Origin of the sequence: Streptococcus sp. Marseille-P6264 (genome assembly GCF_902460355.1) — a bacterium.
In the GTDB taxonomy this organism is placed as follows: Bacteria; Bacillota; Bacilli; order Lactobacillales; family Streptococcaceae; genus Streptococcus.
Genome location: NZ_CABPTO010000001.1, coordinates 468,669 through 481,745 on the forward strand (window position 1 = coordinate 468,669; position 13,077 = coordinate 481,745).

14 protein-coding genes are annotated in these 13,077 nt (G+C 42.2%); 4 read left to right on the forward strand and 10 right to left on the reverse strand.

Translation table 11 applies throughout. The features are described 5' to 3' along the window. Window positions 1-11: 11 nt before the first annotated feature. From FZ941_RS02410 to FZ941_RS02420, 3 genes are read right to left on the reverse strand one after another with little or no spacing between them, the layout of a single operon-like run. On the reverse strand, window positions 12-686 hold the full coding sequence (locus tag FZ941_RS02410; protein WP_148886704.1) for an ABC transporter ATP-binding protein: 675 nt from the start codon (window positions 684-686) through the stop codon (window positions 12-14). Then, on the reverse strand, window positions 673-1,938 hold the full coding sequence (locus FZ941_RS02415; RefSeq protein ID WP_148886705.1) for an efflux RND transporter periplasmic adaptor subunit: 1,266 nt from the start codon (window positions 1,936-1,938) through the stop codon (window positions 673-675). Before FZ941_RS02415 ends, FZ941_RS02410 begins: the two co-directional genes overlap by 14 nt. A gap of 28 nt (window positions 1,939-1,966) precedes the next feature. Beyond that, window positions 1,967-2,233, reverse strand: coding sequence for a hypothetical protein (locus FZ941_RS02420; RefSeq protein WP_148886706.1), 267 nt, complete (start codon window positions 2,231-2,233; stop codon window positions 1,967-1,969). Between the two features lie 240 nt (window positions 2,234-2,473). On the opposite strand from FZ941_RS02420, the gene FZ941_RS02425 reads away from it, so the two are divergent. Continuing rightward, complete coding sequence (locus FZ941_RS02425; RefSeq protein WP_148886707.1) at window positions 2,474-3,484, forward strand: lactonase family protein; 1,011 nt, start codon at window positions 2,474-2,476, stop codon at window positions 3,482-3,484. A 30-nt stretch (window positions 3,485-3,514) separates the two neighbouring features. Continuing rightward, on the forward strand, window positions 3,515-3,700 hold the full coding sequence (locus FZ941_RS02430) for a hypothetical protein (RefSeq protein ID WP_005589722.1): 186 nt from the start codon (window positions 3,515-3,517) through the stop codon (window positions 3,698-3,700). Window positions 3,701-3,768: 68 nt separating this feature from the next. Here the strand turns inward: FZ941_RS02430 and FZ941_RS02435 are convergent, their stop codons facing one another. Then, on the reverse strand, window positions 3,769-4,344 hold the full coding sequence (locus tag FZ941_RS02435; protein WP_148886708.1) for a hypothetical protein: 576 nt from the start codon (window positions 4,342-4,344) through the stop codon (window positions 3,769-3,771). 76 nt (window positions 4,345-4,420) lie between these two features. After that, window positions 4,421-5,725, reverse strand: coding sequence for a surface-displayed alpha-enolase (eno, locus tag FZ941_RS02440; RefSeq protein WP_015604660.1), 1,305 nt, complete (start codon window positions 5,723-5,725; stop codon window positions 4,421-4,423). 184 nt (window positions 5,726-5,909) lie between these two features. Between eno and FZ941_RS02445 the strand changes: the two genes are divergently transcribed. Further along, window positions 5,910-6,368 (forward strand): DUF1694 domain-containing protein, encoded by a 459-nt coding sequence (locus FZ941_RS02445; RefSeq protein WP_148886709.1) that lies wholly within the window; start codon window positions 5,910-5,912, stop codon window positions 6,366-6,368. Then, entirely contained in the window at window positions 6,365-6,712 is a 348-nt protein-coding gene (locus FZ941_RS02450; RefSeq protein WP_148886710.1) for a nuclear transport factor 2 family protein, read from the forward strand. The genes FZ941_RS02445 and FZ941_RS02450 overlap by 4 nt, the downstream gene beginning before the upstream one ends. A gap of 134 nt (window positions 6,713-6,846) precedes the next feature. On the opposite strand, the gene FZ941_RS02460 is transcribed toward FZ941_RS02450, so the two are convergent. From FZ941_RS02460 to FZ941_RS02480, 5 genes are all read right to left on the reverse strand, one after another. Beyond that, window positions 6,847-7,977 carry a glycerate kinase gene (locus FZ941_RS02460; RefSeq protein WP_148886711.1) on the reverse strand — a complete coding sequence of 377 codons (1,131 nt, stop codon included), beginning with the start codon at window positions 7,975-7,977 and terminating at the stop codon, window positions 6,847-6,849. 8 nt (window positions 7,978-7,985) lie between these two features. Then, window positions 7,986-8,633: a phosphoserine phosphatase SerB gene (gene serB, locus FZ941_RS02465; protein ID WP_148886712.1), complete on the reverse strand. Its 648-nt coding sequence runs from the start codon at window positions 8,631-8,633 to the stop codon at window positions 7,986-7,988. A 99-nt stretch (window positions 8,634-8,732) separates the two neighbouring features. Continuing rightward, the gene (gene ezrA, locus FZ941_RS02470) at window positions 8,733-10,457 is read right to left on the reverse strand and encodes a septation ring formation regulator EzrA (protein ID WP_148886713.1); all 1,725 of its coding nucleotides are present in this window, start codon (window positions 10,455-10,457) and stop codon (window positions 8,733-8,735) included. Between the two features lie 85 nt (window positions 10,458-10,542). After that, the gene (gyrB, locus tag FZ941_RS02475) at window positions 10,543-12,492 is read right to left on the reverse strand and encodes a DNA topoisomerase (ATP-hydrolyzing) subunit B (RefSeq protein ID WP_148886714.1); all 1,950 of its coding nucleotides are present in this window, start codon (window positions 12,490-12,492) and stop codon (window positions 10,543-10,545) included. Window position 12,493: 1 nt separating this feature from the next. Then, window positions 12,494-13,072, reverse strand: a complete 579-nt coding sequence (locus FZ941_RS02480; protein WP_187418368.1) for an HAD-IA family hydrolase — start codon at window positions 13,070-13,072, stop codon at window positions 12,494-12,496. Window positions 13,073-13,077 lie beyond the last annotated feature (5 nt).

Here is a 13,077-nt window from a genome sequence, read left to right on the forward strand (position 1 = left end):
ATAGCCCCCTTCTATCCTAATGCCCGAGTCTCTATATTACCGTCCCGCAAGACAACTGTTTGCTTGCAAAGCTGGGCCACTTCCGGCTCGTGGGTAATGATGACAATGGTCTTGCCTTGTTCATTAAATTGCTTGAAAAGCTCCATGATCTGAACACTGGTCTTAGTATCCAGCGCCCCAGTCGGCTCGTCTCCCAAGATAAAGCTGGGATTGGTCACAAGGGCACGCGCAATGGCTACCCGTTGCTTTTGACCACCAGACAGCTCCATAGGCTTGAAGTCGCTTCTTTCTTCCAGACCGACAAGTCGCAGCATTTCCAAAGCACGCTCGCGTCTCTCTTTTTTAGGGACTTTCATGTAAGTCAGAGGCAGTTCAACATTCTGACAGGCTGTCAGCTTGGGCATGAGGTTGAAATTTTGGAAAACAAAGCCAATCTTCTGATTACGCAAATCAGATAGTTGGTTGTCGGATAGGTCAGAGACGTCAATTCCTTCGATATGATAAGAACCTGCGCTAGCCTTGTCCAAACAGCCGATAATGTTCATCAAGGTGGACTTACCTGATCCAGACGGCCCCATAATCGCTAGAAAATCCCCCTCTTTCACATGCAAATCAATTCCTTTCAAAATCGGAAATTCCTGACTGCCCTGTTGATAAGATTTGTGGATGTTCTTAAGCTTTAACATTCTGTCCTACCTCCATCCCGTCTTTCATGCCTTCTCTAGGTGTCGAAATGGTATCCTGCATAGTCAGACCTTCTGTAATCTCTACCAAACGGTCAGAAACTTTCTTGGTCTTAACTTCCTTCATTTTCACCTTTTTGCCCTCTACCTTCCAGACATAGGTCTTGCCATTTTTACTGAAAGTATAGGCTTTATTAACAACAACCTTGCCGGCTTCAGGAGCATTTTCTACGACATTGACATAAGAATGGGAGCCTACAAGTGGCATTTCACCACCCTGATCCAGCTCGACAGTATAAGGGAACTTACCTTGGTTGGGGTTTTCCTGTTGTTTATTTCCACCATTGCTATTTCCAGCATTTGCAGTTGTCAAGGTGCCGACCTGAGTGACGGTGCCACTCCAGCGCTTCTTAGGATCCTTGCGGTCTACGATATCTACTCTCTGACCCACGCTCAGCTTCTCACGGTCAAATTCGCTGACAGTCCCTTTTACCAAAGTCTTAGACTTATCCATGATTTCGATAAAGGTTTCTTCTTCCTTTTTAGCCTTGGACTGAGTCGGTAAGTCTTCGTTCATAGAGGTAATAGTTCCCGCTGTATCAGCCGTCACGGTATCATATTTCATACGGTCTGATTCCGTCTGAGCGGTCACCTGAGCCTTTTCAGCCTCAATCTGAGCATTCGTTACTTCATTGTCAGCAGTCTTTGCGTCACTGAGCGCTTGAGCCAGTTCATCTTCAGCAGATTTTATCTGATCCAAGAGAGACTCATCCTTACTAGAATTGTATTTATTCTTAAGAGTATTGAGATTAGCTAGTTTTCGGTTATAGGTTTCCCATTTGATAGATGCGCTGGTTTGAGCAGTCGTAATGCCGTTGGCCTTAGCTTGAGCATCATACTGAGCAGACTGGGCTGTCAATTCCTGAGAGGTAACATAGGAAAAGAGAGGCTGCCCTTGCGTAACAGTATCGCCATTTTTGACAAATACTTCTTTAACTTCACCTTTAGATGGGTCGATTTTGACCTTACTGCTATTGTTAGCAACTACTTCTCCAGATAAAACCAGGCTTGTTTTTTTACTGTTATTGACAGCATCCTGGACCGTCAGAGAATCAATCTTATTATCAACCATTTGCATGGCCTGTTTTTGATTAACCTGATTGAGAAGTACATAGCCTCCCAGCCCAGCACAAGCGAGAATGACCGTGCTGCCCAATATTATGGTTTTACGATTCATTTTTTTTCTTTCAAACATATTGCCTCCAACCTACAGGTTCTAACGTTTATTTATCAGTTGATTCAGATTCATCTGTTGGTAATTCTTCTCCATCCGCTGGGATTTGAATCACGTTTCCGTCTGGCATGGTATACTCTGTCACTTCCTTGCCGTCTACTGTTTTCGTTTTTTGATCAACAGCATCTTTCTTAAAATCTACTTTTTTCCCATCACTAATTTCTTTATTGTCAGCATTTTTAGAACCACATGCAGCTAGGAAGAAGACAGACATTCCGATAAGAGTTACAAGCATAGCGAATTTTTTTGTGTTCATTTGATTTCTCCTTTGTTTTAGAAAACAGGAATTTTGAGCTTTCCTGATCGTATTTGTTTTTTTGAACAATTCTATTCTATCAAAGTGGTCTATCCCCTTCCTACCCACCATCTGTTTTTTGTCTGTTTTTTGAAAATAATTCAGGCTTTTCCATTAAAATACAGGCTTTTTTTTGCATCAACAGCTTCTCAAATCATTTTGTGGTATAATAGATTGACTTTAAAAGAATGAGGTGGAGACATGACTCAAACAGTTTATTTTGGAACATATACTCGACGAGATTCCAAAGGAATTTATAAGGCAGATTTTGATACTGAAAAGGGACAACTCTCAAACTTAGAATTAGTAGCCGAAGAGCCAAGCCCAACTTACCTAGCCTTTGACCAAGCTGGTCATCTATACACTGTCGGCGCAAAAGATGGACAAGGTGGGATTGCTGCCTATGACCAAGAAGGGCAGCTGCTCAATCACGTGGTTGAGGAAGGTGCTCCGCTTTGCTATGTCGCTGTAGATGAGGAGAGAGGACTCGTTTACGGAGCCAACTACCACAAGGGGCAAGTGCTGGTCTACAAGCAGCAAGAAGATGGCAGCCTAAAACTAGCTGATTCAGACACTCATGTCGGTCAAGGACCTCATGCCAATCAAGCCTCTGCCCATGTCCACTACACTGACTTGACACCTGATCAATATCTGATTACCTGTGACCTCGGAACAGACCAAGTCACCACCTACGATGTAACAGAAGCTGGGCAATTAAACAAATTAGCTACTTACTCATGTGCTGCTGGGGCTGGAGCACGCCACCTTGTCTTTCATAACCACTACAAAATCGCCTACCTTATCTGCGAATTAAACTCTACCATTGAAGTATTAATATACGATGGCGTTGGTCAGTTTGAACACATGCAGACTGTCTCAACTCTCCCAGAAGGATTTAAAGATTTTAACGGAACTGCAGCCATCCGCCTTTCAGCAGACGGTAAATTCCTCTATGGCTCTAACCGTGGACATGACTCAATAGCTGTTTATCAAATTCTAGCTGATGGAAGTTTACAGCTCCTTGAAATCACGCCAACAAAGGGCAAAAATCCACGTGATTTCAATATCACCCCTGACCAAAACTACCTCATCGCTGTTCACCAAGATTCGGACAACGCAACTGTCTTCAAACGCGATCTTGAAACAGGCCGATTAACAGAAATCTCTCATGATTTCTATGTGCCAGAAGCTGTCTGCGTAACCTTCCAATAATCAAAAGAAAATATCAAAGGAGCATTCAAAATGAATCCAGTAGAATTGTTTAACCAAGTAAAAGAATTGATTGAAAAGAAAGATTTTGATGCAGCTAAGAAGTTTGTCGAAGACCACAAGGACGAGCTGGGCGAATACTTAGATAAGGCTAAAGATTTGGTCGCAAATTCAAAAGGGCTCAACGACGTCATCAACAAAGTTAAGTCTATTTTCTAAAATCTTAATTAAAAAAGCTGTTGGATAAAAATCCAACAGCTTTTTTATTTGATCGAGCCTTATTTAGTCTATTTTCGATTCATGAAATCCTCTAATTCTTTCAATCGCTCCCTTGTCAAGGGTTGAGCAAGAAAAATATCTTTATTGACATCTTTATTCTTATTAAAATCATGTAAGTCAACCTTTTCATAAACTAGCTTATTGGCAAGAGGGAGTTGACCATTTACATAGGTCGTGATTTCTATATCGCTTTCACTAAAAAATGCTCCATAGTAATCTTCCCGAACCACTACTGTCTGCCCTTTTTCCTCAAGATAGGCATACTGACTCACTGGAACATAAATTGTGAAAAAAATACCAAGAATGGGAGAAAATGCCACTAACAAGGCTCCCAGAGCAAGAGCGGGATAAAGAACCCACCTATATCTTTTTACCAATAAATAGGAAACAAGAAATAAAAAGGGAAAAGCAAACCATGGGCTGAACTGAGGATACCAGAATATACTGGTGATTGTAAGAAATAAAAGAACTCCCAAAAGCACCAGAGAGCTTGATTTGCGTTTATAAGCCAAAAAGAGGCCTATAAATAAAACTGTAAGAGCTAGCCACTCTCTGCTTAGGATATACAAAATGAAATAAAACATCCCAAAAGTCTCCCCTTATTTATTAAAAATCCCTTGAGTTAACCTCAAGGGATTTGCTTCATTCCATTAGAAGGAATTATTTTTTCAAGTTGTAGAATGATTTCAAACCACGGTATTCAGCAACTTCACCAAGTTGATCTTCGATACGAAGCAATTGGTTGTATTTAGCAATACGGTCTGTACGTGAAAGTGAACCAGTCTTGATTTGTCCTGCGTTTGTTGCAACTGCGATATCAGCGATTGTTGAATCTTCAGTTTCACCTGAACGGTGTGATACAACGGCAGTGTAACCAGCTTCTTTCGCCATTTCAATAGCGTCGAATGTTTCAGTAAGAGTACCGATTTGGTTAACTTTGATAAGGATTGAGTTAGCTGCGCCTTCTGCAATACCCTTTTCAAGGTAAGAAGTGTTTGTTACGAAGAAGTCGTCACCAACCAATTGAACTTTACCACCAAGACGTTCAGTAAGAGCTTTCCAACCGTCCCAGTCGTTTTCATCCATACCATCTTCGATAGTGATGATTGGGTATTTGTTTACCAATTCTTCAAGGTAGTCGATTTGTTCTGCAGCAGTACGTACAGCAGCTCCTTCACCTTCGAATTTAGTGTAGTCGTAAACTTTGCGTTCTTTATCGTAGAATTCTGATGATGCACAGTCGAATCCGATAAATACGTCTTTACCTGGAACATAACCAGCAGCTTCGATAGCAGCGATGATAGTTTCTACACCATCTTCAGTTCCTTCAAAACGAGGAGCAAATCCACCTTCGTCACCAACAGCAGTTTCCAAACCACGAGATTTAAGGATTTTCTTAAGAGCGTGGAAGATTTCAGCACCCCAACGAAGAGCTTCTTTGAATGATGGTGCACCAGCAGGTACGATCATGAATTCTTGGAAAGCGATTGGAGCGTCTGAGTGAGAACCACCATTGATGATGTTCATCATTGGAGTTGGAAGAACTTTAGTGTTGAATCCACCAAGGTAGCTGTAAAGTGGGATTTCAAGGTAGTCAGCAGCAGCACGAGCTACAGCGATAGACACACCAAGGATTGCGTTCGCACCCAATTTACCTTTGTTTGGAGTACCGTCCAAAGCGATCATTGCACGGTCGATAGCTTGTTGGTCACGAACATCGTAACCGATAATAGCTTCAGCGATAACGTTGTTCACGTTGTCAACTGCTTTTTGTGTACCAAGACCGCCGTAACGAGATTTGTCACCATCACGAAGTTCAACTGCTTCGTGTTCACCAGTAGAAGCTCCTGAAGGAACCATACCACGTCCGAAAGCACCTGATTCAGTATAAACTTCTACTTCAAGTGTTGGGTTACCGCGTGAGTCGAGGACTTCGCGAGCGTAAACATCAGTAATAATTGACATTTTGACTCTCCTTATTGTTTAAAATTATTTACTAGTCTATGATACCTCAAAAGCGCTTTTTTTTCAAGGAAAAACAGCAGCTTTGCTTGAAAAATCACAATTTTTAAAATGCAATCGGTTACATCCTATCTTTTTCTTAATGGTTTGAAAATCAGAAATCCTTTATTTATGATATACTAGAAATATGACAGATCTAAATAACATTATCATGGAAAAATCTCAGGGGAATGCTAAGCTCAATCCTGATGAACAGCGTAAATTTCTGGAAACTTTTGAAGAGCGGGTGATTGCTTACTGCTCTATTTCAGTTGCAAATTCCTCGCTTCTAAAACAGCATTTTAAAGAAATAGTTGAGAAGATCACTGAAAACTATCAGCCCGTCACAGTCAAAATATCGCCTGAAGTCATATCCAGCCAACAAGTTTTCTACCTAAAAACAGCCAAAGACTTAGGCTGTGAGGCCACCATTGTCTCCGCTTTTTGCCAATCCTCTCCTTTCGGTTTGGTTATCCATAGTGATCGCCCTGTGACCGTTGAAGAAAAGGACTTGAGCAAGCAATTTGCTGACGTCCTCCATCCAGCAGAAGATAAACCATCTACCCTCAAGAAAACCTCCCTTTGGAAAAAAATGTTTCATAAATGACAAATTTAGAGAAATTATTTGCCTTTTTCGAGGCGGAAAACCAGTGTGATTGGGACATTTATCAAACTTTTTTAGACGAGCATGTCGTCTGGGAATTGCATGGAGAATCTCCAGAAATCATTCAGGGAAAAGAAGGCTACCTCCACAGGATAAAGGAAGCTTATCAGGACAGTTCCGCACAGTTTAGTTGCCAATACTATCACACCAATGCCGAGCAAAGTCGGCTTCTAACCATTTTGGTCAATGACCACGGAGACCTTTCCTGCGATCTATTTGAATTTGCAAATGGCTTAATCATCAAAGAAATCGAATATTTACTGAAAAAGAGAGTGGGACAGAAATAGGTAATTCGTTAGAATTCGATTTCGTCGTCCCACCTCCGCACAGTTGAGTAGGGCTGTAAAAGCTGATGGAATCAGCGTAATAGAGCCCACTCAACCACTGCGTCTTGCTCGAAAATCCAAAGACAATTGAGAGGCTAGGACTTTTGTCCCAGCCTCTTTTTGATGGCTAATAGATTACCAATATTGCGAGCTGTACGAACCAGATTTTCCCTCGCTTGAGCTAAGGTTACGTCCAAATCTGCCACTTGCGAGATAATGGGAAAAGCTGCATGGATATTCTCCCTAGGAAATGGAGGCAAATCAGCTGCTAAACTGCCACAGATCGCAAGAACGGGAATCTCTTTTGGCGTCCTCCTTGCTACCCCAACCGGAGCCTTTCCGGCCAAGGACTGCTTATCCATGCGGCCCTCACCAACAACAACCAAGTCCGCTTCTTTAACCCTGCGGTCAAAATCCAGCAAATCCAGGCAGGTATCAATTCCTGACACGACTTTCCCCTTAGCAAATGTGACTAGCCCTGCTGCCATGCCTCCTCCTGCACCAGCACCAGCTTGGGTGAAAATCTGCGGATTGACCAGCTCATAGAAGTTCCTCATTTCCTGATCGACAGATGAAAGAAGCCATTCAGACAGGCCTTTCTGTCGTCCAAAGACCTGAGTCGCTCCCTGCTGCCCACATAAAGGACTGGAAACATCTGTCAAAATTTCGATGTCAATATCATCCAAGCAAGTTGGAACACGTTCCGCAGAAATTCGAGCAACTCTCCCTAAAGAGGAACCGATAGGTCGCAGTCGATGATTGTTTTCATCAAAAAATTCATAGCCCAGACCTGCTGCCATACCGATTCCACCATCATTCGTTGCCGAGCCTCCAACACCGACCAGAATCTTCCTGACTCCATTTTCAGCCAAATGAAGAATCAGCTCCCCCAGACCTCTGGTTTCTAAGCCTAAAGGATTGCGTTTTTCCTTAGGAATTAAAGCCAGTCCCACTAAATCTGCCATCTCAAAAAGGGCTAGCTGGTCTTGTCTAGCATATTTCATTTCGACTGGCTGGCCAAAAGGTCCAGTTACCCAGTGACGAAACTCTTTTAACTTCATAGCAGAAATCAAGGCAGCCACAGTCCCCTCGCCGCCATCTCCAATAGGCAGCAAATCAAAAGTCGCCTCTGGAAAGGCTTGGAAAAAACCTTCTTTCAAGGCTTCTGCTACCTGAACGGCAGACAAACTTTCCTTAAAAGAATCCGGTGCTAACAAGATATGCATAGTGCCTCCTATTTTTCCTTAGCATCTAAAATGTAAATTAGCTGATAGAGGTCATAAACATTGATTTGATAGGGTGCTTGCTCTCTTACAATTGGCTTGGCGTTAAAAGCAATTCCAATGCCTGCCGTTTGAATCATAGGTAAATCATTGGCGCCATCCCCCATAGCAATGGTTTGATTTAATTCCAAATTATTCTCTTGAGCCCATGCTTTCAGCATCTGAACTTTAGTATCTTTACTAACAATATCGCCCAAAAGATGACCTGTCAGGGAACCATTTTTACTTTCCAAGCGATTGGCCTTTACATAGTCAATTCCTAGCTGCTCAGCCAGTCTATCCACCGTTTCATGAAAACCACCTGAAACCAAGCCAATCTTGTAACCACGCGCATGCAGCTCATCTACTAATTTTTTAGCACCAGGCGTGAAATGAATCTTGTCAGCTATCTGAGAAAAAATAGTTTCTGGAAGCCCCGCCAAAAGTGAAACTCTCTCTCGCAAAGCTGCTTCGAAATCCAATTCCCCGCGCATGGCTCGCTCGGTAATATCAGCTACTTGCTGCCCAACTCCTGCTTCCTCGCCCAGTAAATCAATCCCCTCTTCCATAATAAGAGTGCTATCTACATCCATAACCAATAGACCTTTGACCTGACCCATCTACTCACCTCATGTTTTCTATGATTTGTTGTATTATACAGGATTTTCAGTGACAAGACAAGCTAGATTGCAAAGAAAAAAGTTCCCGAAGGAACTTTCTTAGAAGCGAATATTTTCGCGTGTTTTTTCATATGAGTTGATGAAACGAGCTGAAACCCCAGGCTCAACAACATCCAAGGCTTTTGAAATAATTTCCAAAGATTTTGCGTAATCAAATTCAACTTCAAAAGCATGAAGGGATTCATTGAAGGCTGCCTGCACATTGTCATCAAATGAACGATAACGGTTAGAGTATTGTAGCAACTGCTCTGTTAAGGTAGAATTTCGAACGATTCGATATGTCTCTTCTTCCAATTCATTCATTGTATTTGCCAGAATCTCTAACCAGCGGTTAACAGATTCGATATTCACACGAGTTGCCTCCAACTCTCTAGCCAGCTCCTCAATATAGTCGCTTGCTCCAAAGAAAATTGTTAAGAAGGACTCTGGAATGCCCGGTAAATTACGTTTTTCCATAAATCGCTTAATCGTATGCAATTTATTGGCGTAAATCGTAACTTTTTGACGGGCATTGACATCGTCTTTTTCGATCTTTTCTAGCTGCTCACCAAGTTCAATCTGTTCATCTTCGATTTCTTTCAATCGGTCTTGAATAGCTTCCAACTCTTCTCTAACCAATGAGAAAGGTTTCTTCATTTCAGCTGTATCTTCAAGTGAAGAGTGAACTACTGCTTCTTGAGCAGATAATTCCGATTTCAAATCCTTGATATGATTTATTTCAGGTTCTGGTAGCAAGAAGGAATGCGATAAACGTTCCATTTCGCTTTGAAGCTGTTGGTTATTCTCTTTAGTGTGTTCTAAATAGTCAGGAAGGTAGTTCACCAACTTCTCAACGACTTTATGAGCCTCAATTTCTCGAGTAAAGATGGCATACAGAGCATCGATTTCCTCTTGAATTTGTTCATTCTCATACAAGGCATTATCCAACTCCAACGCCGCAAGATTTTCTTCATTTCGTTTCAAACTAGCACGAAGTTGTTGGAAACGCGCCTCTAAGTCAGTCTCAATAAAATGATAATTGGTTTCCAATAATTTGCGGTAGCCAGACTCCAAATCTTCTAATTGATCTGGTAATTTCTCAGTCAAGTTTTCTACAATTGCTGGAACTTTTTCGACGATCTGTGTTAGTGCCAAGATACGATCTTCTGTTTTGTCTAAGATTTCTGCCGCTTCCACAGGATCCCCTGAAGAATTGAGAGTTACAAATTGAGAGAAATCAGACTCAATATTTTCCATTTGCTTCTGAATTTCTGCAAGAGCTCGTCCATAAGCGTCAGGATTGCTAGCCACAGTATGCTGCAAATTTTCAAATAGATCTAGGGCATGTAAAACCCGTCCACTATTTTTAGATTCTTGTTTTTTCAGATCTTCTAAAGCTTGACGAATTGCATGAATATCCTCACTGATTAAATCAATTTGACTTTCAATATTTTCGATCGCATGCTTAGCCTTGAGGAAACGGAAAGAATTATTGTAGCCCTCTGCCTCAAAGAGATTGTTCTCAATATCAGCAAATGAATTTAAAGAGAGGTCTACCCATTTTTGATTCCACTCACGGAAAGTCACTTGACTTTGCCCAATCAAATGTAAATTTTTAACTTCTTCCACTTCATCATTCACGGGAAGATTGTAAAGTTCCTCTTTTTTCTCCTCCAAACTTCGAAGCTTCGCTTCATTTCGTTTTCTCATATAGATAGCAGTAAAATAGCCTAAAATTAATAGTGCTGCTACTACAATAATGAGAATAATCAGTCCATTAGACATATAAAACTCCTTCATTCTTTTACTAAAAAGCAAACATATTGATTATATCACAAATTCATTTGTAATGGTTGTTTTTTCTAACTTTTTAGACATCAAGTGTGCTATATACTGCATTTTTTTCGATAAAGTCACGACGAGGCTCTACACGATCTCCCATCAGCATATCAAAAATCTTATCAGCTTCTGCTGCGTCATCGACAGAAACTCGCGCCATTAGACGGTGTTCTGGATTCATGGTCGTTTCCCACAACTGATGGTCATCCATTTCTCCCAAACCTTTGTAGCGCTGAATCGTCGGCTTAGAGCGACCTTCACTATAGCGCTCGAGAGCAGCTTGCAGTTCTTCTTCTTGATTTGCACCTGGCTGGATGTATTCTTTAATCTCACTTCCGACCTTGACACCATAGATTGGTGGTTGGGCGATATAGACATAGCCTGCTTCCAGAACCGGCTTCATGTAGCGGTAAATCAAAGTCAGGAGCAAAGTTCGAATGTGAGCTCCGTCCACGTCCGCATCGGTCATGATGACTAATTTATGATAGCGAGCCTTGCTGACATCAAAGTCAGCTCCAAAGCCCGTTCCCATAGCAGTGAAGAGACTGCGGATTTCTTCATTAGCCAGAATCTTATCCATGCTGGCTTTTTCAACGTTGAGAATTTTACCTCGAATTGGTAGAATAGCCTGAAATTCACGATTACGACCTGACTTAGCTGAACCACCCGCTGAGTCTCCCTCCACGATGAAGAGTTCTGTTTCCTGTGGGTTGTTGGACGAACAGTCAGCCAATTTCCCTGGCAGATTAGAGATTTCCAAACCAGACTTCTTGCGGGTTACTTCCCGAGCTCGCTTAGCAGCAATTCTAGCCTTAGAAGCCAAAATTCCCTTTTCAACGATTTTTCGAGCTACCGCAGGATTTTCCAAAAGGAAATCTGAGAAGGCTTCACTGAAGAGACGGTTGGTAATCTTGACTACTTCGCTATTGCCCAGCTTGGTCTTGGTCTGACCTTCAAACTGAGGGTTAGGGTGCTTGACAGAGATGACCGCTGTCAGTCCCTCACGCACATCTTCCCCGGTCAGATTGTCCTCATTTTCTTTGAGAAGCTTATTTTTCTTGGCATAGTCATTGATGACCCGTGTCAAGGCGGTCCGGAAACCTTGCTCATGCGTTCCACCCTCGTGGGTATGGATGTTATTGGCAAAGCTCATGACTGTTTCATGGTAGCCAGTCGTGTACTGCATAGCGACTTCAACCGTAATGTCGTCCATTTCGCCGTCAGTATAAATCGGCGTATCAAAGATAACATCCTTGTTTTCATTGATGTATTGAACATAGCTGGCAATCCCACCCTCATAGTGGTAATCCTTGACCTGCTCCATTCCATCTCGCTTATCTGTGATGGAAATTCTGAGACCACGATTGAGAAAGGCCAATTCCTGCACCCGTTTGTTTAGCTTTTCAAAGTCAAATTCTACTGTTTCAGTGAAAATCTCCGGATCCGGTGTAAAGTGAACTGTCGTACCTGTACGATCTGTCTCACCGATGACTTCTAGATCAGCGACTACATGACCACGACGGTATTCTTGGTAATGAATCTGGCCGTTTTTATAAACGCGGACATCCAGCTGAGTGGACAGGGCATTTACAACGGAAGAACCTACACCATGCAGACCTCCTGAAACCTTGTAGCCGCCACCGCCGAATTTTCCTCCAGCATGGAGCACGGTAAAGACGGTTTCCACAGCCGGGCGACCTGTTTTCTCCTGAATGTCAACGGGAATGCCTCGACCATCGTCAACAACTGTAATCGAATTATCTTTTTCAATAAAGACTTGAATGTGAGTGGCAAAGCCAGCCAAGGCTTCATCAATCGAATTGTCAACAATTTCCCACACTAAATGGTGCAGACCTTCCTTAGAGGTCGAACCGATATACATACCAGGGCGCATCCGAACGGCTTCTAAGCCCTCCAAGACTTGAATCTGACTGGCGTCATATTCTTGCGCTTGTATGTCTTGTTGCTTTTCTTCTGTCATGTTATTCCTTTTCTAGTTCAATATCTACAAATTCTTCAAGATTTTTCATATTATCGAAAAGATAGCAGCTAAAGCCTGCCACCTGACCAGCTTCGATATCAATCGGCCGATCTCCGATAACCAGCCCAGACTCAATCTGGTACTTGTCTTTTAAATACAGCATAGACTCAGGATCTGGCTTACGTTTAAAACCATTAGTAGCCGTCACTACTTCTGTAAAATATAGACCAATCTGCGTCTTCTGCAAAATCTCTAACACCTGTTCATCTCGGTGAGAAATCAAAAAGTTTCTGCCACCTTGCTGGATAATTTGCGCCAATAATTCTGATGCACCGTCAAATAAAATCGGATGCTCTAATTCCTTGGCCTCGTTCGCCTTATAAGCCTTTAAAAACTCCTTGTTTCTAGGGGCAAACTGGCGGACTGCATATTCTGTCGAAACCTTGAGAGCCTTATACACTTCATCATGACTCGCAGTCAGACCAAAGTCCTGCAAGGTATGGACAAAAGCTGCGGTTGAAGTCTCATAATTATCCAAGAGAGTCCCACCTAAATCCCAGATGTAATCTTGATAATTCATACCCT

Bases quoted from the DNA above. Each gene is read 5' to 3' on its own strand.
- serB (WP_148886712.1), bottom strand. From the start codon at position 8,633: ATGGGTCAGGTCAAAGGTCTATTGGTTATGGATGTAGATAGCACTCTT.
- FZ941_RS02480 (WP_187418368.1), bottom strand. From the start codon at position 13,072: ATGAATTATCAAGATTACATCTGGGATTTAGGTGGGACTCTCTTGGAT.
- ezrA (WP_148886713.1), bottom strand. From the start codon at position 10,457: ATGTCTAATGGACTGATTATTCTCATTATTGTAGTAGCAGCACTATTA.
- gyrB (WP_148886714.1), bottom strand. From the start codon at position 12,492: ATGACAGAAGAAAAGCAACAAGACATACAAGCGCAAGAATATGACGCC.
- FZ941_RS02460 (WP_148886711.1), bottom strand. From the start codon at position 7,977: ATGCATATCTTGTTAGCACCGGATTCTTTTAAGGAAAGTTTGTCTGCC.
- FZ941_RS02420 (WP_148886706.1), bottom strand. From the start codon at position 2,233: ATGAACACAAAAAAATTCGCTATGCTTGTAACTCTTATCGGAATGTCT.
- FZ941_RS02430 (WP_005589722.1), top strand. From the start codon at position 3,515: ATGAATCCAGTAGAATTGTTTAACCAAGTAAAAGAATTGATTGAAAAG.
- FZ941_RS02450 (WP_148886710.1), top strand. From the start codon at position 6,365: ATGACAAATTTAGAGAAATTATTTGCCTTTTTCGAGGCGGAAAACCAG.
- FZ941_RS02445 (WP_148886709.1), top strand. From the start codon at position 5,910: ATGACAGATCTAAATAACATTATCATGGAAAAATCTCAGGGGAATGCT.
- FZ941_RS02415 (WP_148886705.1), bottom strand. From the start codon at position 1,938: ATGTTTGAAAGAAAAAAAATGAATCGTAAAACCATAATATTGGGCAGC.
- FZ941_RS02435 (WP_148886708.1), bottom strand. From the start codon at position 4,344: ATGTTTTATTTCATTTTGTATATCCTAAGCAGAGAGTGGCTAGCTCTT.
- FZ941_RS02410 (WP_148886704.1), bottom strand. From the start codon at position 686: ATGTTAAAGCTTAAGAACATCCACAAATCTTATCAACAGGGCAGTCAG.
- eno (WP_015604660.1), bottom strand. From the start codon at position 5,725: ATGTCAATTATTACTGATGTTTACGCTCGCGAAGTCCTCGACTCACGC.
- FZ941_RS02425 (WP_148886707.1), top strand. From the start codon at position 2,474: ATGACTCAAACAGTTTATTTTGGAACATATACTCGACGAGATTCCAAA.